The 19187-nt window shown below is 60.6% G+C and carries 23 protein-coding genes and 2 pseudogenes; 3 read left to right on the top strand and 22 right to left on the bottom strand.

The features are described 5' to 3' along the window. Nucleotides 1-116: 116 nt before the first annotated feature. From B7Y64_RS17405 to B7Y64_RS17505, 21 genes are all read right to left on the bottom strand, one after another. Nucleotides 117-317 carry an AbiH family protein gene (locus B7Y64_RS17405; RefSeq protein WP_291329477.1) on the bottom strand — a complete coding sequence of 67 codons (201 nt, stop codon included), beginning with the start codon at nucleotides 315-317 and terminating at the stop codon, nucleotides 117-119. Nucleotides 318-459: 142 nt separating this feature from the next. Then, the gene (locus tag B7Y64_RS17410) at nucleotides 460-1275 is read right to left on the bottom strand and encodes a TIGR02391 family protein (RefSeq protein WP_291329479.1); all 816 of its coding nucleotides are present in this window, start codon (nucleotides 1273-1275) and stop codon (nucleotides 460-462) included. 21 nt (nucleotides 1276-1296) lie between these two features. Then, nucleotides 1297-1815, bottom strand: a complete 519-nt coding sequence (locus tag B7Y64_RS17415; RefSeq protein ID WP_291329481.1) for a hypothetical protein — start codon at nucleotides 1813-1815, stop codon at nucleotides 1297-1299. Continuing rightward, complete coding sequence (locus B7Y64_RS17420) at nucleotides 1809-3602, bottom strand: DUF2326 domain-containing protein (protein WP_291329483.1); 1794 nt, start codon at nucleotides 3600-3602, stop codon at nucleotides 1809-1811. Before B7Y64_RS17420 ends, B7Y64_RS17415 begins: the two co-directional genes overlap by 7 nt. Further along, nucleotides 3589-3837: an ABC-three component system middle component 8 gene (locus B7Y64_RS17425; protein WP_291329485.1), complete on the bottom strand. Its 249-nt coding sequence runs from the start codon at nucleotides 3835-3837 to the stop codon at nucleotides 3589-3591. The genes B7Y64_RS17420 and B7Y64_RS17425 overlap by 14 nt, the downstream gene beginning before the upstream one ends. Beyond that, nucleotides 3821-4786, bottom strand: coding sequence for an ABC-three component system protein (locus B7Y64_RS17430; RefSeq protein ID WP_291329487.1), 966 nt, complete (start codon nucleotides 4784-4786; stop codon nucleotides 3821-3823). Before B7Y64_RS17430 ends, B7Y64_RS17425 begins: the two co-directional genes overlap by 17 nt. A 37-nt stretch (nucleotides 4787-4823) precedes the next feature. Beyond that, nucleotides 4824-5144, bottom strand: a complete 321-nt coding sequence (locus B7Y64_RS17435; RefSeq protein ID WP_291329489.1) for a helix-turn-helix transcriptional regulator — start codon at nucleotides 5142-5144, stop codon at nucleotides 4824-4826. A gap of 2 nt (nucleotides 5145-5146) precedes the next feature. Next, on the bottom strand, nucleotides 5147-5506 hold the full coding sequence (locus tag B7Y64_RS17440; RefSeq protein WP_291329491.1) for a type II toxin-antitoxin system RelE/ParE family toxin: 360 nt from the start codon (nucleotides 5504-5506) through the stop codon (nucleotides 5147-5149). 98 nt (nucleotides 5507-5604) lie between these two features. Beyond that, nucleotides 5605-6966, bottom strand: a complete 1362-nt coding sequence (locus tag B7Y64_RS17445) for a site-specific integrase (protein WP_291329493.1) — start codon at nucleotides 6964-6966, stop codon at nucleotides 5605-5607. A gap of 989 nt (nucleotides 6967-7955) precedes the next feature. Continuing rightward, complete coding sequence (locus tag B7Y64_RS17450) at nucleotides 7956-8330, bottom strand: HNH endonuclease signature motif containing protein (RefSeq protein WP_066690733.1); 375 nt, start codon at nucleotides 8328-8330, stop codon at nucleotides 7956-7958. Between the two features lie 5 nt (nucleotides 8331-8335). Continuing rightward, a complete protein-coding gene (locus tag B7Y64_RS17455) occupies nucleotides 8336-11242 on the bottom strand; it encodes a DUF927 domain-containing protein (RefSeq protein ID WP_291326706.1) in 2907 nt (968 codons plus the stop codon). Continuing rightward, nucleotides 11239-11520 carry a hypothetical protein gene (locus tag B7Y64_RS17460; protein WP_291329495.1) on the bottom strand — a complete coding sequence of 94 codons (282 nt, stop codon included), beginning with the start codon at nucleotides 11518-11520 and terminating at the stop codon, nucleotides 11239-11241. Before B7Y64_RS17460 ends, B7Y64_RS17455 begins: the two co-directional genes overlap by 4 nt. After that, the gene (locus tag B7Y64_RS17465; protein WP_366444479.1) at nucleotides 11517-11870 is read right to left on the bottom strand and encodes an AlpA family transcriptional regulator; all 354 of its coding nucleotides are present in this window, start codon (nucleotides 11868-11870) and stop codon (nucleotides 11517-11519) included. The genes B7Y64_RS17460 and B7Y64_RS17465 overlap by 4 nt, the downstream gene beginning before the upstream one ends. A gap of 43 nt (nucleotides 11871-11913) precedes the next feature. Beyond that, nucleotides 11914-12735: a hypothetical protein gene (locus B7Y64_RS17470; RefSeq protein ID WP_291329497.1), complete on the bottom strand. Its 822-nt coding sequence runs from the start codon at nucleotides 12733-12735 to the stop codon at nucleotides 11914-11916. A gap of 3 nt (nucleotides 12736-12738) precedes the next feature. Then, nucleotides 12739-13077: a hypothetical protein gene (locus B7Y64_RS17475; protein ID WP_291326285.1), complete on the bottom strand. Its 339-nt coding sequence runs from the start codon at nucleotides 13075-13077 to the stop codon at nucleotides 12739-12741. A 3-nt stretch (nucleotides 13078-13080) separates the two neighbouring features. Then, the gene (locus tag B7Y64_RS17480; RefSeq protein WP_291326287.1) at nucleotides 13081-13326 is read right to left on the bottom strand and encodes a hypothetical protein; all 246 of its coding nucleotides are present in this window, start codon (nucleotides 13324-13326) and stop codon (nucleotides 13081-13083) included. Between the two features lie 3 nt (nucleotides 13327-13329). Beyond that, nucleotides 13330-13572, bottom strand: a complete 243-nt coding sequence (locus tag B7Y64_RS17485; RefSeq protein WP_291326289.1) for a hypothetical protein — start codon at nucleotides 13570-13572, stop codon at nucleotides 13330-13332. Nucleotides 13573-13851: 279 nt separating this feature from the next. Next, nucleotides 13852-14154 (bottom strand): hypothetical protein, encoded by a 303-nt coding sequence (locus B7Y64_RS17490; RefSeq protein WP_291326291.1) that lies wholly within the window; start codon nucleotides 14152-14154, stop codon nucleotides 13852-13854. Nucleotides 14155-14178: 24 nt separating this feature from the next. Beyond that, nucleotides 14179-14445: a hypothetical protein gene (locus B7Y64_RS17495; RefSeq protein ID WP_291326293.1), complete on the bottom strand. Its 267-nt coding sequence runs from the start codon at nucleotides 14443-14445 to the stop codon at nucleotides 14179-14181. 85 nt (nucleotides 14446-14530) lie between these two features. Next, the gene (locus B7Y64_RS17500; RefSeq protein ID WP_291326295.1) at nucleotides 14531-14752 is read right to left on the bottom strand and encodes a hypothetical protein; all 222 of its coding nucleotides are present in this window, start codon (nucleotides 14750-14752) and stop codon (nucleotides 14531-14533) included. Nucleotides 14753-15579: 827 nt separating this feature from the next. Then, a complete protein-coding gene (locus B7Y64_RS17505) occupies nucleotides 15580-16785 on the bottom strand; it encodes an integrase arm-type DNA-binding domain-containing protein (protein ID WP_291326297.1) in 1206 nt (401 codons plus the stop codon). Between the two features lie 254 nt (nucleotides 16786-17039). On the opposite strand from B7Y64_RS17505, the pseudogene B7Y64_RS17510 reads away from it, so the two are divergent. Next, nucleotides 17040-17243, top strand: a pseudogene (locus B7Y64_RS17510) (site-specific recombinase); the annotation flags it as partial. Between the two features lie 337 nt (nucleotides 17244-17580). On the opposite strand, the gene B7Y64_RS17515 reads toward B7Y64_RS17510, so the two are convergent. Then, nucleotides 17581-18312, bottom strand: coding sequence for an IS1595 family transposase (locus tag B7Y64_RS17515; protein WP_291326299.1), 732 nt, complete (start codon nucleotides 18310-18312; stop codon nucleotides 17581-17583). Between the two features lie 122 nt (nucleotides 18313-18434). Here B7Y64_RS17515 and B7Y64_RS17520 point away from each other — a divergent pair. Both B7Y64_RS17520 and B7Y64_RS17525 read left to right on the top strand, forming a co-directional pair. Continuing rightward, a pseudogene (locus B7Y64_RS17520) lies at nucleotides 18435-18602 on the top strand (SNF2-related protein); the annotation flags it as partial. Between the two features lie 151 nt (nucleotides 18603-18753). Next, nucleotides 18754-18960 carry a hypothetical protein gene (locus B7Y64_RS17525; protein WP_291326301.1) on the top strand — a complete coding sequence of 69 codons (207 nt, stop codon included), beginning with the start codon at nucleotides 18754-18756 and terminating at the stop codon, nucleotides 18958-18960. The last annotated feature ends 227 nt before the right edge of the window (nucleotides 18961-19187 follow it).

Genomic DNA, 19187 nt, shown 5'->3' on the forward strand with positions numbered 1-19187 from the left:
CCACCGGGGAGCCCTTGGGGTCGGTCACGACAAACCGGAATCAGCGGTCACGATAAACCAGAACGGGCGGTCACGATCGGCCGGAATCGCCGGTCACGACAAACCGGAATGACCGGTCACGATCGACCAGAATACCCAGAAGCAAGCGCGGACTCCAGATCGCTCCAATCCTTCCCGGCAGGGAGATAGTTTTCCACCGCATTAAACAGATCTCGGTCGTGTTCTTGCACGAATGACTTGAATTCTCTGTAGCTGGACGGAATGCCATGCCACAGGTCGAACCCGTTTCCGATCACGTATAGCTTTGAGAATGTCATAGTTGCCTGCCGCTCAGGCACTTGGCGCGCCACCTGATCGAAAACGCCTTAGTACGGCTCAAGCGGTCCCGCGCCCTCGCCATGCGATATAGCAAGACTGCATGCAACTTTCCGGGTGCGTTCATCTTGCCGCGGCCATCGGTCATGCGACGGCGCTAGTGGCTTTCTCGGTTCGATCCAGTTTTCGATGAATGAGTGATACCAGCGTCAGGATGTCGAGGGCATCCTGCTCGGACATTGGCCAGTTGGTTTTGGGTGCGTGAGCAAGCGGATTGCGCACGGCACCGAAGAGACCCACCAGTAAATGGACGAAGCCCTTCTGCTCGCTCTTTTCGGATTCGGTGGCGAGCGGGCTGAGAACAAGGATCGGATTCTGTGTCGAAAACGCCCGATTCACTAGATCGGCACCGTCCATGGTGAGCCCCGACATCGTACGGATGCGCTCGGCAACGCCCTTGGTAGACTCGAAAACTGCATGGAAGTAGTTTTCGTCCAGCAGTTCGGCGCGGCAGTAGTTGAGCACTTCGGCATGGACATTGCGACTTTCCAGTACCGCCTTCAATCTGCCGGCGCGGGCGCGCGCGGCGTCCAGTGTCGTCGCCTTGTCGGCATGCCCCACTTTGCCATCGTCACGCACGTAAAAGCCAGAGAAGGCGAGCACCACGTTCAGCTCATCACGCCGCCATCGAAAAGTTTCGCGGTCACGTGCGTAATTGACCGGGTTCATCGCGCGGTTGATTAGCATGATCAGGTGATTGCCGATCTGGTGCTGGTTCTGCGCTTCAGCCAACGCGTTAAACAGGCGTTTCCATTTGGTGATGCCGGGCGAGGTGTCGGCGATCTTGATCTCCTGCAATAGCCGCTCGATCTGCGTACCAGTCAGGCCGCGCTCCGTATCGGCAAGCACGCGGCACGCGGCTTCCAGATGCTGCGAGTTGAACGGCACGATAGACGTCATGGCATATCCTCGTAGCGTTCTTCAGATCCATTCCAGCGCTGCAACGCGGGCTTGACCACCTGTACCAACTTCGACGAAAAGCGCATACGTATAACCAAGTTGCCGCTTGTAGCCGTGGAGTTTTCTGAGGTCAATCTGTCTGTCCACGTGGCTCGTTGATTTCTTGAACTCGATGACCAGGTAATTTTGCTCGGTGCCTCGCCGATGCACGATGACATCCGGAAAAACCGTTCTGGCCTGCTCGTCTTCGCTATCGGGATATAGCTCCAGGTGCCCAAGCCTCTTGGGTTCCACACCGTCCCGGTTGAACTCACAATCCACCGTCCAATCTGGAAACAGCGGCTGAAGGTACATTGCGAAGCGAAAGGTGATGGAACGCTCGTTGGCATCTATATCAAGCAGGTCATGGTCATTTTCCAGCAGATCGGATAGCGCCTGGAACACTGCCTCACCAGGCGGGTGAAGGCCGAGATATGCCCGCTGGCCGGCGGACAACCGTGTCGCCATCGACTGCGCGCCGTGAGCTGAGGCCATCACCATGCCCGCATTTTGAACAAACGCCCCTGATCTCCCTCGTCGTGCAGGGTCAAGACAATTTCATCTTGAGCAAATACCGGTTCATCCGTCGGTCTGGCGGGCAGGTCTGAATCGATCAGGGTGATGACAGGTTGCAAACCCAGTTCCGCATAGCGCCGAATGACTGCCAACAAGTTCTCCTTCTTGCGGTCGTCAAGAGACTCCAACACACCGTCGTGGTAGACGAAGCGCGGAAACTTGTCGTCGATGTGGGCCCGTAACACTGCCATGTCGAAACCAATGCACAGTAACTTGCGGTACGTATATCCGAGGTCGGCACTGGTGGCGTTGCCCGACTCATCCAAAATTTCAGCCTTGAACTCAAGGTGCCCGGCTTGATTCGGTGAAACGCTCAACAGCGCCTTGCGGTCAATCACGTCTTCGACAATCTCGCTGAAAAAGATCCGGATAGCCGAGAACAGACTTTCCGGGTCCGAGTTCTGCTTCTCGACATCAGCTTCTATTTGGGTCTGCAGATGGCCGCGCGCCTCGGTCAATGCCCTGATGTCAGTCCGCAACTCCTGCAGACGGTGCAAGAAGCCGCGCTGGCGCTCCAGGGACGTGATGTCGGCGCGCAGCGTCACCATCTCGTCGGACACTTGCTTGTACTTACCGAAGATGTCGGTTCCACTCAAAAACGATAGCGTGTCCGAGCGCTTTTTACCAAGTAAGCTGAGTTCAGCATTGATCCGCTTCAACTCGACCTCGACCTCCGTACGCTCTTCCTGGAGGTACCCGCGACGCTCATCCGTAATCGCCCGGTTGAAGGCTATCAATTGCTGGAAGTCCTTTTTGACCTGTCCCTTGAACAGGACACCCACCTCTTCGAACAAGCGCTGCGCTTCATCCGGGTTGAACAGGATCTGATCCTCTTCCAGCGAAGCCAATATTTTTTTCTTGTTCTGATTCAGAGAATAGCGTTCGGTATTGAGCGCTGCTATGCGCTCGTCGATGCCATCAACCAACTGCTTGGTTCGATCCTTGTCCTGAGCGCGGAAATCGAAAGCATCAAGCAGCTTTTGCTTCTTCTCTGCTTCCTTCTGCTTGAGCAAGAGAATACCTTCGATCTTGCTGATGTCTTCAATTGACCCACCCAGTTCGCTCTTGATGGTCTGTGCAGTGTCCTGCTTCTTAGAAAGTTCTTCTTCCTTCTCGTAATGCAGGGCGATCAGTTGCGCGTTAAAGCCCAGCATGTGCGCAAGGAATGGTTTCCAGTCGGCGTGCTTTGACGCGAACTTACGCAATTGGAATACCTCGCGGAAGTCTTCCTGTGATCGCAGCAAGTAGCCCAAGCCCTTGCGGAAAGACCAGGGTTTGAGCGCACGCCAGTCGAGCAAGCCATCTAGCAGCTCGCGCGCACGCTCGAACGGCATGTCCTGATGATCCCATTCCGTCAGCGGCAATTCGGACAGGTCCTGAGACCTGGCATCATGTTTTTTGAAGCTGATCTTCGTCGCGTCTTCAACGCCCCGCCGCACCGTGACGAATGAGGCGTCTTCCAGCTCGATCTCTAGGAAGAAAACGAAATCCTTGAAGCGGTCAAGGTGCTTGAAAAGAAAGAACTTGGCGTCGCGTCCAGCTAAAAATCCGAAGTCGAGCAGGCGTCCCAGCGTGGTCTTACCTAAGTTGTGGGTGTCCTTGTCGCGGTTCTCCGGCAGGCGGATTTCTGCCACAACGACATTCAAGCCTTGCACGAATTCCACTGGCTCGAACAGGTCCGGTTTGTTCGAATAGATTTTAGACAGCTTCATTTGGCCCCACGTATTCCACAGCGTCAGTCTTGGGGCGATAGTCGATCAGTCCCATCAGATAAAGAAAATTCAGTGCAGGCAGAAACAACACGTCACCGCCGGCGACGGACTTCTTCGCGTACTTGCGCAAGATGTCGTAGTCGTCGACGCGGCGAGTCCTCAGCCGAGCCAACAGCAGCAGCGACACGTTGATAACCGTGCGGTCCGGATGCGAGTGCTTAGTCGGCCGCAGCATCGTCCACCTCCCCGATGTCGCAGTTCCAGTACATGTAGAACAGCACGGCGCGGGTCAGGCGCTTGTGGGCATGCTGCCGCAAGACGGGATCACGGTTGAACAGCAGGTCCACCAGGTACTCCATCACGTCGTCGAAAGTCTGATGGTCCTTGCGTTTAGCGATGATCTTGAGTTCGAACTCATCGACCACCGATTCGTATACGTGCAGCAGTTCGAGGTTTTCCGGGGCGGCCAGAAACGCGCGAATCTGGGCCGTCTCTTTCAGGTACTTTCTGCGCTGGGCCTTTGCATACTCGGCGCTCATGTTATTGAGCACGTTTTTCTGCTCATATGTCACCCGCGTGGTCGGCGGATCATCAAGCAGCGCCGACACCCCGTCTTTCTGCCGTGCGAGCGCCTGCACGACTTCAGCAAGGTCATCGGGACTGACGATCAACGGCGAATCGACTGGATCGAGGTCGGCCTTCCCCGCCACGTCTGGGAAGGTTTTCAACCAGACTTCCAACTGCTCCAAGCCACACAAATAGATCGACGACGCGGGAATGTCGCACTGCGCTGCGAGGTACTCACATATGTCGCTTTGGGCGTTGCCAGCCAAGCGCCTGTTGGCAAACAGCATGTAGTGGTCGAGCTGCTTGCCCTCACGCAACTTCTTGATACGTGGAATTTCCTTGCCTAGCACCGTGTTCTGCGCTGTAGTGCTGAAGAAATCGGACTCCGAAAAATTCCGGTTGTAGCCGTTGGTGTGCTTGGCCTGGACGATGGTCGTACCAACCCAGGGGGCAGCCTTGCTCGGATGGAGTTCAGCCGTTCCGACGAACTTCGCATCACGCCCGCCATCCGGCCCTTTGGCGAACCCCTGCACAGAGATGCCAAGCAGGCGCTGGCACAAGAACACGACCAGCTTCTCAAACTGGTCGTCGCTCAAGTCTTCGTAAGCGAACTTCATCGCACCGCCACGCCTGGCGTTTGTTCACGCCTGAACATCAAGCCGCCACCGTAATGCCTGCGCCGTGTGCGCGGCGAGCAGGACGAACGACGATCTCCACCTGCTGATCAAGCGACACGAGCGCCTGCATCAGGCGTTCGAGCGAGATATTCTGAAGTTTGTACTGACGCACCTGTGACACCTTGGGCTGCGTCATGCCGGTGATGCCCGCCGCTTGGGTCTGGCTCAAGCCCCGCTTTTCGATGAGTTCATTAAGCTTCACTGCAAGCACGGCCTTCGCCGACAACTCCTTCGCGTCGTCAAACCCGAGATCAGTTAAAACATTGTCCGTGCCCTTGTGGCTGTCTTTGGTTCGCATCGTCATCTCCCACTGAGCCCGTACCGGGCAAGAACTGCCTTCAACCGTTTTTCAACCAGGTCCACATCCGGCTGCGGCGTCGCAATACCGGATTTGGACTTCTTCTGAAACGCATGCAGCACATGAACCGCATTACCTACACGCACAGTGTAGACCGCGCGAAAAGTATCGCCCCGATGGTCTTCCACCAGTTCGTACACACCTGACCCCAACCCCTTCCAGGGCTTCGAAGAATCCGGCATGCGACCCAACTGCACCACAAACAGCGCAACGCCCATATCCTTCTGGGCCGGAATGGGAAACTCTTTGAAATCCTTCTTCGAGGAGCCTTCCCAGAACAATGGTCGTCGCTTTTCAGTCATAAATTATATCCGTTCGGGAATAGATCGGGAAAACTGAACGTGCCCGCCCGTGCATGGAGGTGCCTCCCCATGCACCTTGTGGGATTGGGTAAGGCATTTCAAGCTCCCCCCGTGCCTGCCTGTGCCTCTGTGCGCTTCGTCCCAGGCGGCACTGCCCGCTCCCCAGTGCGCCGATGGCGAAACGGACGATAGACTCCCACTGACGTTTTCGGTACAACGCCAGTTGCTGCTACCGGAACCTCAATACCGCCAGAAGACAGTGCGGGCACTGTTGCAGCAGTTCTCCCGTCCTCCACGAGGCCTTTGCGTCTGGCCGCAACCAGATCGGCGGCATTGCGAATCGGGTCGTCTTCCGTGTGCACATAGCGCATGAACATCGTGACCGTCTTGTGCGCGGTCAGCGCCATCCCGACCTTTACCGGCACGCCGGAATTGGCGATGTCCGTGGCCGCCCGATGCCGGATACCGTGAGTTCCGATGTGCGGAACACCGGCACGGTCGAGGATGCGCTTCCAGCCCTGGTAGTAGGTATGCTTCGGCAGCGGTCGCGAGGGCTTGAAAATCGCCGGGCAGACAAAGGGAGATTCACCGAACCGCGGTGCGTTCGTCAACAGGCGCACCGCCTCCTCGCTCATCGGCTTAGAGATGCCGCCAGTTTTGCTGTCAGGCCAGACAATCCGTCGATTCTGGAAATCGACCCACTCCCAGCGAAGCGTCAGGATCTCGGACATGCGCGCGGCACACTCGAACTGCAACCGGATCGCAAGGGTCAGGGTCGGGTGCTCCAGGCCTTCCGCGTCTGCTCGATCTAGGTACGCGTACAGCTGAGACAGCTGCACGTCGGTAATAAGCCGGGTTTTGCCCTTCTCCGGGTACTTCTGGACATGCTTGCAAGGGTTGGAGCCGTCCGGCCGGTAGCCCCATACCTCGGCCATATTGAACATCTTGCGTAGGCAGGCGAGCACGCGATTTGCCCCCGTCGGTCCCTTTTCCCGCTTCTTCATCAGGGCGACAACATCCTGGCGCGTGACATCCGGGACCTTCATGCTGCCCAAGGCGGGGCCAATATGCAGCGAGATGTATTTTCGATTGCTGGCAACCGTGCTCGGCTTATTGTGCAGCTTTGAATAGTCTTCAATGAAGCGCACGCACAGTTCTTTCACGGTCGGCGCTTGCCGCGCCGCCGCCTTGAGTGCGCTCGGGTCTTGGCCGCGCCGCACCTCGGCCAACCAATCCTGAGCGATTGATCGGGCCTGTTCTACGGTCAACTCCCCGAACAGCCCGATAGCGGGTTTCCGGCGTTCTCCTGCATTCGTCCGATACTGGACCATGAACACCTTCCGCCCGGTCGGAGTCACCTTGCACAGGAAGCCGGGTACCAGCGTGTCACGCAGTTCAATATCCTGCACGCCAGCCTTCGCTGCGTCTACGGTAGTTTTGGTAAGCTTGATTTTGGCCATCTGATCTCCTTGGGTTGCGACCTGAACGCAGGAGCCAGCTAGGAGCCGGGCAAAAGTCAAGCAGGTCGAATGCGGTACTAGGCCAAGGTATGATCAGCGCTACTGCCCCTTCGAGGGAACCGAGCTGAGAGCACTGCGTCGTGCCCTGACTGATGTCAGCGTATAGGAAAAGTCAGCACTCAAAATCCCCCGCCGCAAGGCGTGCCGGTTCGATTCCGGCCCCGGGCACCACAGACAAGGCCGCATGGTTCCACAACCGTGCGGCCTTTTTCTTTTCCCCTATGGGAAGTGGCTTTGACTAGTGCGCGAACGTGCGCCGAAGTGTGCCGGAATCCGGGGGCATGTGGGGGCACATTTAGGGGCTCATTTTCATAAAGTGGGGGCACATGCCGGAAAAGCGGGGGCAACTGGGGGCACATCGGGCATTGAATTCCACCCCCAGCACCACGCAGCACACAGCCAGGCCAAAAGAGGTACCCCCTCCCCCCAAAACCTGCGCGCACAAAAATTTGACTAGACGATCGGTGTCCGGTCTGTATGCCTCAGACTTTTGACCCGCCCCCTACCCCTCAGTCCCTGAGCCCCAGCGGTGCCACACAGACGCCCGAAAAGGTGCACGGGCCTGCATGCCTTCACGGCCCTTCTCTTCGCCACCTTGTGTTTTTGCGTGGGAACAGTGGGAACAGTGGGAACACCGCATAAACAGGGGCTTCCCGCGTTCCCACTCAATTTTGAGCAGTGGGAACAGTGGGAACAAAATCCAGGGCAAAGGCTGATTTCCGCACATTTTCGGGCATCAAAGCCCACGATCAGGCCAAAACTCAGAGCCCCGAACGTTCAACACGGCAAAAACGCCGATGCACCTTTTGGTGCATATTTGCAATTTCCAGCGCGAAGGGGACTCACGCCCCCGCCCCCACCGGGCGGCCCGGATGGCCAGTGCCTGGCATAAGGGATTGAACCGTGCGGGCGTGTGCACGGCCAGGTGGTCAGGGCTGGCGGTATCCCTGCCAAATGCGGCGCACGCCGCGTGCTGCCTCTGCTTTGGTCTTGGCATCGTGGCAGGCGGCGCACAGCCCTTGCACGTTGCTGGCATCGTCGGTGCCGCCCTCAGCAAGGGGCTTGATGTGGTCGCGCTGGGTGGCCAGCGTCACGCGGCCCAGGCGCTGGCACACGGCGCACAGCGGCTCACGGGTGAACAGCTCGGCGCGCATCGCCTGCAGCCTGCGCCCGGTGATGCGCTTGGTGGCTGTGGCTGGTTTTGCCCATGCGGGCTTGGGATGCTTTGCACAACGGCCTGAGCCATCGCGCACGAGGGCGCCGCATCCAGGGTGGGAGCATGGCCGGGGGGCTGCGGTGGGCATGGCGGCTACACGTCCAAGGCGAACAGCGCCGGGGGTATGTGATAGCAGCGTGAGAGCCCCAGGCCGGGCAGGCGCTGCCTAGTGTCGAACGACCGGCCTGCGCCTGGCATCAGAGCCCCGTGTGCCAGAAGAACTGCGGCCACGGCCTGGTAGTCAAAGCCCTGGCACACCTCGGCACGGAACACCTCGGGCAGCAAGAAGTATTCAACGCTGACTGCCTCACCATCGGCCGGGGCCATGCGCTCGCCGTACTCCCGCTGGTGTTCCGCGTCGTTCTTGATGGGCTTGCCGTCCTGGTCGACCATCCGACGAAAGCCCGCACGCTGCAGCGTCTTGGCGTTGTGGTCATCAGACGCACGGTGCCACCATGTGAAGCGGCCTTCCCCGTGCGTCTCCAGGAACCGGCGCACGGCCCGTAGCATGGCGGTCACCTCGCCATTGCCAGCCCCACCACGCGCAGCCATCCAGGCATCAAAGCAGGCGCGTGCACCGCGTTCGCTCTCGCCCGCTGGCCAGCCCGTCAAACCCGCTTCGGTGGCCAGCTCGCCCGCCACGCCCACCAGCGCAAAGCGGGCGCCCACGCGCTCCACCTGGCCCGATGCACCATCAGGCACCCATTCACGCGTCAGGGCTTGCACAGCCGTGCGCAGGCGCTTGCCCAGGCCCTCGGCATTGGCGCACGCCCATTCAATGAACGCCCGGCCTGTTGCGCCGTGGCAGGCTTGCGCCTGGCGGGTCAGGTGGCTGGAAAACGCAGCCCCACCCGCAAAGCCGTGCAAGTTTTCAAAGGCACCCAGGCCCGCGCCCGCATCGGCGGGAATGTCGGCCATGCGCACCTCTTGCCCCGTGCGGGTGCGCTTCATGCCTTCTGCCATGTGGTCGGCCAGCCCCAGCTCGCCAGCGCTGAGGAACAGCAAGCGCCAGGACAGGCGGGCGCGTGGTGCACCGTTGCGTGTGGCGCGTGCCTTGCTCTGCTCATTGGCCAACATGTAGGCGCACTCCCCGGCCACCTTGCCTTCGACCTGCGCCAGTTCGTCCAGGATCAGCAGCGAATCGCAGTGCTGCGCGGCGATGGCCTCTAGGGCGTTGTCGGTGGTGCGCCAGCGCTGCATGTAGCTGGGGCCACCGTACACGCTGGCGGCCAGGCGTAGGGCCGTGGTCTTGCCTGAGCTGCTGTCGCCCCGAATGTGAAAGCCCCCACTCTCCATGCCTGCAGGGCGCAGCAGCGGCCCGGCAAAGGCGCTGGCCACCGCAAACACCAGCCGGGAATTGCCCACGCACAGAGCCCCGATGCGATCACGCCAGGCGACTGCATCGTGCTTCACACGAAAGGTGTTTTCCATCTGGCTTTCGCTCTGAAACACGATGCGCTCGGCATCGTCGCCGATGGTTTCATGGGGCAGCACAAAGGCGCGGCCATGCCAGCCGATGCGGTCGGTGCAGCTCGCAAACTCGCCCGGCTGGCGGGTCTGGATGTACTGGGTTAGCAGGTTGCGGGCTGCAGGCGATGGGGCGATGCGCAGCCCCATGTTCAGCAGCGCGGCGCGGTATTCGCCACCATCGCCAGACAGCATGCGGGCGGGCATGGCCCATTGCTTGGGCTTGCCCAGCGGGTCGGCAAAGGCCAGCAGGTAGCCCCAGCCTGCGCCGTCCTGGTCGCGTGTCAGGGCCTGCACATCCAGGCGGCTGCACACCCATTGCGGCGACTTGGGTTGCCCGTCCTTGTCCACGCCCGCATGCCACACACCCGAATCGTTGACGGTGAACGGGTCGAAGGCCCGGCCATCGTCGGGGGGCTCGCCGTGCCCACCATCGGCCCCGTGGGGCTCACGTTGCGGGCGGGTGGTGGCCTTGCCTTGCTTGGGGCTCTGTGGGGCTTGCTGGATGCGTTCGGCCTGCTCTGCCTGGTGCGCGGCAATAGCGGCATCAATGCAAGCGCCCACGGCCTCCAGGCCCTGCGCCTGGTGCATGTCGTTAAAGTCGCTGCCACCATCGGGCAGTCCCTCGGGGAACACTGCCAGGCCACGCACTGTGCGGGCTGCGGCCTCGGCTTTCACGCGGCCGGTGTTGGTGCCGGTGCGGGCTTCGGTGGCTGCATCATCATCGCCGCACAGCACCAGCAACGCGGCCCGGTATTGCTGGCGCAGGGCCTTGGCAACGTGCGCCAGGTTGCCCGCATCAAAGGCCACGGCCACGGGGTGGCCTGTGGCCTGGTGCACGCTTGCGGCCGTGGCGTAGCCCTCGGCAATCAGCAGCACCGAAGCCCCGGCCGGATCACCGCACCAGTGCCACAGGCCCGACTTGCGGCCGCCCTTCAAAAACAGCTTGTCGGTGCCCTCGGCCGGGCGCTCAGGGGCAATGCGCTGCAGGTTCCACAGATCCCCAGCGGCATCGCGCAAGGGCACCAGCACACAGCCATCGGGGGCAAAGCGCAGGCCATGGGCTTGCACGCCTTTGCGTGCCAGGTAGGGGCTGGCGCCGGTGTCGCTGGCTGCATCCCACTGCGCCGCCGCGTCGGCTGCTGCAGCCGCGTGGGCCGCGTCCTGGTGATCCTTGTCGGCTTGCTGGCGCTCGGCTTTTTCACGGGCGCGGCGTGCCAGCTCTTCGGGGCTGGGTGCGGCCGGGGCTTCGCTGGCCTTGGGCAGCACAAAGCCGTGTTCTTTGGCCAGGTGCAACAGGGTGCCAATGCCTACCCCGCCGCCCGCCTTGATGCTGCGCCAGGTGCTGCGCGTGGCGCGTGGGTCGTGCCCGTCTGCGGTGGCGCTCCATGCCTCGAACAGGTCTTGCCCGGTAGCGTCGGGAAACTCGCTTTTGATGGCCATGCCCACCCGCGCCCAATCTTCACGCGCCAGGCTGGCCGGGATGTGCGCCAGGGCTGCGCGGATCAGGTCGGGGGTGATGCGGGTGGTCATGCGTCAGTGGTTTTTGTTGTGGCGTGCCGGGGCGCAAGGGCCACGGCCAGCCGTTCGGCGAGATAGGCGATTGCAGACGCCTGCATGTAGGCGGCAACGATTACGGGGTTTTCCGTTGCAGGCCCCAACCATCCATCCACAGCGTCTATGGCAGCTTCTAAAAATTCGTCGGCAACATCGGTAGCGCGATCACGCAGCACAGCGTCTGCAAGCGCTCGCAAGTGCGCGGCATGTTCTGCCTCAGTCATGGCGCGGCCCTCCGACGTGCGGGCGCTCATTGCTGCACCTCTGCACCCGTGGCGCTTGCGGCTGCGATACGGTCTTGCACCCACTGCAAAACGGCGGACTCTGACCACGCTACATGCCGGGCAGACAGCCGGATCGGCGCTGGAAAGCTCTTGGATGCGATCATTTGGTAGATGGTTGACTTCTTGCACCCGGTTGCGCTTTCCACATCAGGCAGACGGATCAAGCGATCACGCGGAACGACAGGGCGGGACTGGTGAACTACTTGCATTGCGGTGTTTCCTTCCATTGACGCCCGCCGTGGATCGGTGGGCTTGGATGGATTGGAAAATGTCAAAACTCCCCGGGCAAATCGGCATTTCCCGACACGGCAAACCCGCATGGATACTGGGTTTCCTGAGTGCGCCCCCCGAATGGTGCCCGCGCTATTTCCCGGCCTTCACCTGCTTGTCTGTGCAAAGCTTTTGCTCTGCCCTCCATTCCCGTTCTCGGTCCGTGATTTCACGAGCGGGCAACCCGGTTTTTTTCTCAAGCTGCTTTGTCGCGTCCCGGCCATTGATTTGTGCCCGCGCCTTCGCCAGCCGCTCGCCCGTCCATTCTGGAAATTGACTCTTCCAGGGCCGGCGCTTGCCGTCCTCAAATTGGGGCTCGGGCTTGGCCGCTGGCTCGGTGCCTGTCTTTTGGAATGGGACCACAGTCAACCCGCCAGATTGCCCAGCACCAGCACCAGCACCAGCACCAGCACCAGCACCAGCACCAGCGACAGAGCCCCAGCCCCACAGCTCGTGCGCCACAGCGGCCCGCACACACACCGCATCGACACGCGGTGCGCTTAAGTAGCCCCGATACTCCCCAACCCAGCCGTTCAAAATCGCGTTGCACACGCCTTCAAAACCTAGCAACCTCTCATCCAGGCACCGCAGGCCGCCGCGTTGTTCAACATCCTCACGGCTCAGCATGTGGGCGTCAGGCCGTAGTTGATCGGCATAGCTTTTTGGATTAGCAACGAACAACTCAAGCCCCGTTGCGTGCGCTTGTCGAAGTCTGGCAATTACTTCATCAGCAGCAACATTCATTGGCCACTCGTGCAAGGCCATCAGCCAATCGCGGACGTCTGCCAGCCTGGCAAGCTTTCCATGCTCGCCACCATCAATGCGCATAAAGTGCCCACCGGAATAGAGCCGCCAGCCGCCAGGCGCGCCATCAGGCGAAGCTGCGGTACCTGGCCCGCTGGCGCCGTCTGCCATGGCTTATCCCTTCACCGTTGCGGCCCCGCCGCAGGTTGCATCAGTGCCGTCTTTCTCACGGGCTTTCCGCACGGCATCCCAGCGCCGCCGTTGTGCTGTGTCAACGTAGTGGCATCCCACACCCTCAGCGGTCGCGTTGATGCAGTTTTCAACATCCATCGCAGTGCTACGAATGGATTCAAGGGCAGCGGCGATGCTGTCAATGTCGTTGCACGTCATTGGGTTTTCCAGGGCGGCAAGTGCCAGCTTCGTAATGGCTGCAATGCTTGAAAACCCGCTTTGTGACATGCAGTCCATATCGCTGATGGCACTGCGCAATTGCGTGAGTGTTTGGTTCGTCATGGCTCATGCCCTCCATTCGGTTTTGGCTGCCACGTGGCTGGCCTGGTGCGTCCAAAGCGCGGGGCTTACTTGAGCCAGCCAGCGCCTGATAACTTCACGCCCCACCAGCTCGGCAAAGTTGCACGCGGCCGCATCGCCAAAGGGCGCGGGGTTTGCCTGCCCAATGTGCCAGAGCTGCGCTAGGTGTTCGTCGGTGTAGCTGCCCAGGCGGCTCGAATCGACCTCAAAGGCGATAGTGATTGCTGCCATGGCTCAGGCCCTCCCGCTGGTGGTGGTGGTGCACACGTCTGCACTGCACAGGCTGCGCAGAGCTGCCAGGGCTTGCACCGCCTTGCGGGATGCGCCGGGCACGTTGGCTTGCGGCTGGCGCAGGTAGTGCAGCGCCATGGCCAGCGCGTTATGCGCATCGGCGTGCAACTGGATAGGGTCGGGGGTGCCCGTGGTGGGCGTTGTGGGCGCAGCGCTGCGGCTGGCCAGGGTGGTGACGTTGTTCACGGCTTCTTGCTCCTTTGCGAGACTTGAAACCACCGGCCGCGTTTTCAAGCGCGGTTAGGTGGGCGGGATGTTGAAAACACGCGCAAAGACGTGCGCCAGGTGTTGCCACTCTGACCATCCCGCCCGAAACTTTGAACGCGGCGCGGGGCCGTGTTTGCAGAATGCAGACGTGACAAAACCTCACTATCGGGGAGGTTGCGCCGCTTTGCGAAAGGTGTTTTCAAGCACCGGCCCCGGTCAGGGGTTGCGGCGATTATGGCACGGGGTAGTGGTGCCAGGTCAAGCGCTATCGGTGTGGCTCGTGGGGCTGGCGTGCCAGGTGGCCAGGGCACCAGCCAGCGCATGGGCTGCAGGCTGCGGCGATGCGCTTGCGTCTGGCTGCGGTGGCGCCCACTCTGCAACGGGCTTATTTCGATAGGGCACGCGCCTGGTGCGGGCCACCACCAGCGCCCCCGACTTGCTGAGATAACCCACGGTTTGCCGCGCAGCTTGCAGCCCCACACACGCAGCCGCTGCAAGCTCGCGCAGGGTTGCGCCACGCTCAGGCGTTGCAAGGGCCTGCGCAGCCGCTAGCAATGCCAAATGCACTTCACCCTTTGGCCGCATTCAAAGGCCCCGCTGTCGATCGCACAACAGCACGGGCAGCACTGGCGTCTCGCCGCTGCCCAGGCCAGCTTTGGCGGCGGCAAGGTCTTTGGTTCGGCCTGACTCGTCCGAGTGGGAAATATTTCCCTCTCGGTTTTGCTTCAGGTTCGCCAGTTGTCGCCCCTGCAACCTCTCCGCCACCGCCTCCGCAATCGCCACGAAACGCGGGGCCATGGGGCCGAATGCCAAGGGCGCCAGTAGCAGGAACTGCAGGGGCTTGGGGATCATGGGCACATTGTGCCGGGTGTGGGGCTCAATCGTCGCCCGTGGGGCGCTTCAGGCAGCACGCACACCAGCGCCAGGCGTGCGAAGACTATGCGCCCTCGCTATCCGCCTTGGGTGGCGTCAGGTAGGCCTCATGAAGGCGCTGCAGCTCCAACAGCAAGCCCAGGTGCTTAGGCACCCATCCGGGTATCTCCACGCCCTCATTGCGCCAGCGGCTCGGGGTGTTGCGGTGCAGGCCCGTGGCCCTACAAAACTCGCTCACCTTCCAGCCCAGTGCGTACAGTGCAGCGTCAAATTCTTCAAGGGTCATGTGTCGCATCCTTTGTTGCATGCCTGCATTGTGGCACGATTCCCTATAGTGTGCTAAATACATAATAAATCCGCACACTATTTAACATAACGCCCGTCGTATCTAGTACGCATTGTGGATAACTTCTGCACATTTTCGGGAAACCTAGCATCCATGCGGGTTTGCGGGCGGTGTGCAATTGCTCATTTTTTGCGCACTGCAGCGGGAAAAGTTATCCACAGCGATACGACGACGCCCGGCCCGCTGCACAAAACACCGCCGCAAACGTTCGGCCCGGCTTTTTCCCTTGGGGCTCTCTCGCAGCCGGGCATGTGGCAACTTTTGATAATGATTCTCAATAAGTAAATTTGCCACGTCATGGGCTAGTAAATGCCCGTGCACACGCATGCACGCTTGCCCGCCGCCGTAGGTGGTTCCAGGGGAATGCCCTCACGCGCTCATTTCCAGCAACGTGCGTGCGCGTTCATTGATGCGGGGCCGGTTGCGATGGCGCGCCAGGCCGGGGGCAAAGGGGGATAAAACAGGGAAAACAAGGGTTTATATGAGTATGTTTTCTCACTATGTAGAACTGTTCCCACTCTGTTCCCACTCTGTTCCCACTTTGTTCCCATTGGTGACTATGCGGTAAGCCGCACCGTTCCTTGATTCCTTGGGTTTGTTCCCACTGTTCCCACGGTTTTCCGTGGAATGGTGCTGAAGAAAATGCAAAAAGCCACCATCGCGCCCATGAAAAAAGGGCCTTGCGGCCCCTTGTGGTGTGGTGCTGGCGGGTGTCCGCCTGGTTGTGATTCCTGCTTTTTGCACTCGATTCGGTTCCATGTTTTCAGTCATGCGGCCCGCGTGGGCATCTTCACCACGTTGCCAGCCTTGCGGCCGTCCAGGTAGTCGGCCCACCACTGCATAAGGCGCTCGCGGTCTTTCATGTAGGTGCTGCGGTGGTAGGCGGCCCGGATTTCGTTCTGCTCTTTGTGGGCTAGCTGGCGTTCGATCACATCGGGGTTCCAGCCGCACTCATTGGCCACCGTGGAAAACAGCGCCCGGAACCCGTGGGCGGTGGCGGTGTTCTTGTAGCCCATGCGTGCCAGGGCTGAATTAAAGGTGTTCTCGCTCAGGGGCTTGCTGGGGTAAACGGGACTGGGAAACACCAGCTCACGCCCGCCGCTCAGGGCCTGCATGCTGCGCAGCACCTCCACGGCCTGCCGTGACAGTGGCACGCGGTGTTCTGCCCGCATCTTCATGCGTTCGGGCGGTATCACCCACAGCGCTGCATCAAGGTCGAACTCTGCCCACCGTGCCCCCCGCACCTCACCCGGTCGCGTGGCCGTGAGGATCACCATGCGCAGGGCGTGCACGGTATGGGGGTCGCCCTCGTAGGCGTCCAACTTGCGCAGGAACTCGGGTAGCTCCTTGTCTGCCATGGCGGCGCGGTGCTGCACTTCGCGTGGCTTGAGGATTTCAGACAGCACCAAGTCAAGCATTGGGTTCGAGGCGATGCGCTCATGGATCACCGCCCAACGGTAAACAGCCTTCACCCGCTGCAGCACCCTGCCCGCCTGGTCGGCTGCGCCGCGTGACTCGATCTTCACGATGGCGGCGCGCACCTCGCCCGGTTTGATGCTGGCCATGGGCCGGGCACCCAGCGCGGGGAAGATGTCAGCAGCCAGGGATGCCAGGATGCGCCCGGCCGTTTCAGGCTCCCACCGGGCGGCCTGGTGCTTGTGCCAGTCACGCGCCACAGCCTCGAAGGTGTTTACCGCCTCGTGTGTGGCCAGCGCCTTGCTGGCCTTGCGCACTGCCCCCGGATCGTCGCCAGCCTGCAGCACCTTGCGGGCCTCTGCAGCCTGGTCGCGTGCATCCTTGAGCCCCACGGCCGGATAGACACCCAGCGCCAATTTCTTTTCCTTGCCGCCGTGGCGGTACTTCATGCGCCAGTACCGGCCGCCCGCCTTGGTCACATCAAGGTAGAGCCCGCTGCCGTCAAAGTGTTTGCCGGGCTCGGTCAGGTTGCGCAATTTGGCGTCTGTCAGCTTCATGGCGGGGGGGTATCCTTCACAGTCTGGGGGCACATTTGGGGGCTCATTTTGCCAAAACCAAAACAGCACCCAGCATTCATGCGGGTTTCAAGGCTTAGTTTGGGTGCGGCCCCGGCACCATCTTAAATTCCCTAGTGTTATCAACACACTAGGGAATTTCAAGACCCAACCCAGAGCACTGGGGGATTTTTCAAGATCGTTGGTCAGGTACAGTTTCGGTACAGTGCTGCGGCGCTGGCCTCACCGAGACCCTTATGGCAACGATCGTCAAAACACCTTCTGGCACCTGGAAAGCACTCATCCGCAAAACCGGATGGTCACCCACTGCCAAGACATTCCGCACCAAACGCGACGCCGAAGACTGGTCTCGTCGCACCGAAGACGAGATGGTTCGCGGCGTCTATATACAGCGCGGTCCAGCTGAGCGCATGACGGTCGAGGTAGCCCTCAATCGCTACGCTTGTCCGACTACCGCTGACTACCCAGAATTGCGCCTAATTAGTCCTGTGATAGGAGCATTCATGACAACGGAAGAATTTCTGCTGGGCCGCTTCGGCCCACTGATGAGCATTACTGATGTGGCCGGGATTTTGGGGCGCTCTGCCGATGGATTTAGGGTGGCACTTTATTCAGACGGCGATGTCTCTCGTCGGCTCCGGCCCACGATGGTACGAATCGGTCGGAGGGTCTACTTCCGCACATTGCAGTTGGCGGACGCCTTGGGCTTGGACAGCCCAGAGGCCAATGGAAACCGCCGCACGATCAAGGGAGATCCGTTGTCACCAAAAAGCCTGATTAGCTACGTACCTCAGACACACGCAACACCTTCAATAGAAGGGGCCTTGTCGATACCAGCGCCCGCAGCAGCCTCGGTAGCATGGTGGGCAGGTCAAAGCGGCGGTTGAAGCGGTAACAGAACTCAGCCAGGTAGCGAGCAGCATATTTGGCATGATCAAACGAATGGTACGTGCCCGCCATGCTGGTCTTGAGATTGCCCAGCAGGGTGTTGACCCAATGCAGCTGGGGCGTCTGCGCCCCCTGGCGGCCGCCACCCGTGACGTGGCGCTCATGTGTGGTGCTGGCCTGGCGTACCTGGGCAAATGCGTGCGTGCCATGGCTGACCACATGACAGCCCGGCGCCAGATGGCGCTGCGCCCACTGCGCCATCTCCTGATTCGTGAAGTCCGCCACTGGCACCAGCCGCAGGTACAGCGGCCTGCCATCCTCGCTGGTCTGTACTGCAGCCACAAAGGCCGTCTTGTTGGCTGCCTTGCGTCCACCGTTGATGCTGCCCGCGCGTTCGCCCCCAAGGTAGGCATCATCGATCTCCACACGCCCGCTCAGCACATAGCGTGCATCGCGCTGGCCCATGGTCTGCATCAGCTTGTGTATGAGCAGCCACGCTGTCTTGTAAGACACCCCGAGCTGGCGCTTAAGCGCCAGGGCGCTGATGGCGTTCTTGTGCTGGGTGAGCAGGTACATGGCCAGAAACCACAGCCGCAGTGGCAGATGGGTGTGCTCCATCATGGTGACCGCCGATGAACTACGCGCGTACGTATCTTTCTCTAGCAGTAGCCAGCCCACGAAGATTTGGTCATGACCAAATATCTACAACGGTGTGGGCTAATGCAGAATAGGTAGACCGTCGGCATCAGATTGATGCCGCACTTTTCGCGCTCAACAATCCGCTCAGCAAAGGCGTGGTGCTGGCTGACGAGGTGGGCCTTGGCAAAACCATTGAAGCTGCGCCGGTGCTGTGTCAGCTCTGGGCGGAGCGCAGGCGCCGCCTGCTAGTGATTTGCCCCGCCGCGTTGCGCAACGCCCAGCCGTGCGCTGGAGCTCAACGACCAGTTCTTCCAGCAAGAGCGCGACAAGCTCGAAGCCTGGGCCGAAGACCGCATCGCCTCCGCCGAGCAGGCCCTCAAAGACACCAAGCTCAAGCTCAAGGGCCTGAAACGCCAAGCCCGCATGGCGCTCAGCATGGAAGACGCCCAGCGCCTCCAACAAGACATCCGCGAGACCGAAACCGAGCAGCGCCGCCAGCGGCAAGACATCTTTGCCGTGGAAGACGAAATCGAAGCCCGGCGCGACGCGCTCATTGCCGCCCTGCAGAAACGCCTGCACCGCGCCAGCCGCAACCAAAGCCTGTTTGTGGTGCGTTGGAGCGTGGTTTAATGTTCTTGAAATTGATTATTGACGACATGTCGGGGAGTTCATGTCGTCAAGAGCGACATGAATTCAGGATGTGTCGCCATTTCATTGAAATAAGAACATGTTTTATTGACGTGTCGTCGGTGGCGACCTAACAGGCTGCTGAAATACTACCCCTACGGCCGAACCTGCTCAGCGGCTGCAAGTGCGTTTGTCGCAGCAGTTTCCGTATTCTGAAAGTCAGCCCGTAA

Origin of the sequence: Acidovorax sp. 35-64-16, from assembly GCF_002281195.1 — a bacterium.
GTDB lineage: Bacteria > Pseudomonadota > Gammaproteobacteria > Burkholderiales > Burkholderiaceae_C > Acidovorax > Acidovorax defluvii.

Excerpts from the sequence above, each read along its gene's own strand:
- B7Y64_RS17435 (WP_291329489.1), bottom strand. The coding sequence starts at position 5,144 with ATGCGAACCAAAGACAGCCACAAGGGCACGGACAATGTTTTAACTGAT.
- B7Y64_RS17430 (WP_291329487.1), bottom strand. The coding sequence starts at position 4,786 with ATGAAGTTCGCTTACGAAGACTTGAGCGACGACCAGTTTGAGAAGCTG.
- B7Y64_RS17495 (WP_291326293.1), bottom strand. The coding sequence starts at position 14,445 with ATGATCCCCAAGCCCCTGCAGTTCCTGCTACTGGCGCCCTTGGCATTC.
- B7Y64_RS17500 (WP_291326295.1), bottom strand. The coding sequence starts at position 14,752 with ATGACCCTTGAAGAATTTGACGCTGCACTGTACGCACTGGGCTGGAAG.
- B7Y64_RS17405 (WP_291329477.1), bottom strand. The coding sequence starts at position 317 with ATGACATTCTCAAAGCTATACGTGATCGGAAACGGGTTCGACCTGTGG.
- B7Y64_RS17515 (WP_291326299.1), bottom strand. The coding sequence starts at position 18,312 with ATGATGGAGCACACCCATCTGCCACTGCGGCTGTGGTTTCTGGCCATG.
- B7Y64_RS17445 (WP_291329493.1), bottom strand. The coding sequence starts at position 6,966 with ATGGCCAAAATCAAGCTTACCAAAACTACCGTAGACGCAGCGAAGGCT.
- B7Y64_RS17460 (WP_291329495.1), bottom strand. The coding sequence starts at position 11,520 with ATGAGCGCCCGCACGTCGGAGGGCCGCGCCATGACTGAGGCAGAACAT.
- B7Y64_RS17465 (WP_366444479.1), bottom strand. The coding sequence starts at position 11,870 with ATGCGGGTTTGCCGTGTCGGGAAATGCCGATTTGCCCGGGGAGTTTTG.
- B7Y64_RS17425 (WP_291329485.1), bottom strand. The coding sequence starts at position 3,837 with ATGCTGCGGCCGACTAAGCACTCGCATCCGGACCGCACGGTTATCAAC.
- B7Y64_RS17470 (WP_291329497.1), bottom strand. The coding sequence starts at position 12,735 with ATGGCAGACGGCGCCAGCGGGCCAGGTACCGCAGCTTCGCCTGATGGC.
- B7Y64_RS17415 (WP_291329481.1), bottom strand. The coding sequence starts at position 1,815 with ATGGTGATGGCCTCAGCTCACGGCGCGCAGTCGATGGCGACACGGTTG.
- B7Y64_RS17450 (WP_066690733.1), bottom strand. The coding sequence starts at position 8,330 with ATGCCCACCGCAGCCCCCCGGCCATGCTCCCACCCTGGATGCGGCGCC.
- B7Y64_RS17525 (WP_291326301.1), top strand. The coding sequence starts at position 18,754 with ATGGCGCTCAGCATGGAAGACGCCCAGCGCCTCCAACAAGACATCCGC.
- B7Y64_RS17410 (WP_291329479.1), bottom strand. The coding sequence starts at position 1,275 with ATGACGTCTATCGTGCCGTTCAACTCGCAGCATCTGGAAGCCGCGTGC.
- B7Y64_RS17420 (WP_291329483.1), bottom strand. The coding sequence starts at position 3,602 with ATGAAGCTGTCTAAAATCTATTCGAACAAACCGGACCTGTTCGAGCCA.
- B7Y64_RS17440 (WP_291329491.1), bottom strand. The coding sequence starts at position 5,506 with ATGACTGAAAAGCGACGACCATTGTTCTGGGAAGGCTCCTCGAAGAAG.
- B7Y64_RS17455 (WP_291326706.1), bottom strand. The coding sequence starts at position 11,242 with ATGACCACCCGCATCACCCCCGACCTGATCCGCGCAGCCCTGGCGCAC.
- B7Y64_RS17475 (WP_291326285.1), bottom strand. The coding sequence starts at position 13,077 with ATGACGAACCAAACACTCACGCAATTGCGCAGTGCCATCAGCGATATG.
- B7Y64_RS17480 (WP_291326287.1), bottom strand. The coding sequence starts at position 13,326 with ATGGCAGCAATCACTATCGCCTTTGAGGTCGATTCGAGCCGCCTGGGC.
- B7Y64_RS17505 (WP_291326297.1), bottom strand. The coding sequence starts at position 16,785 with ATGAAGCTGACAGACGCCAAATTGCGCAACCTGACCGAGCCCGGCAAA.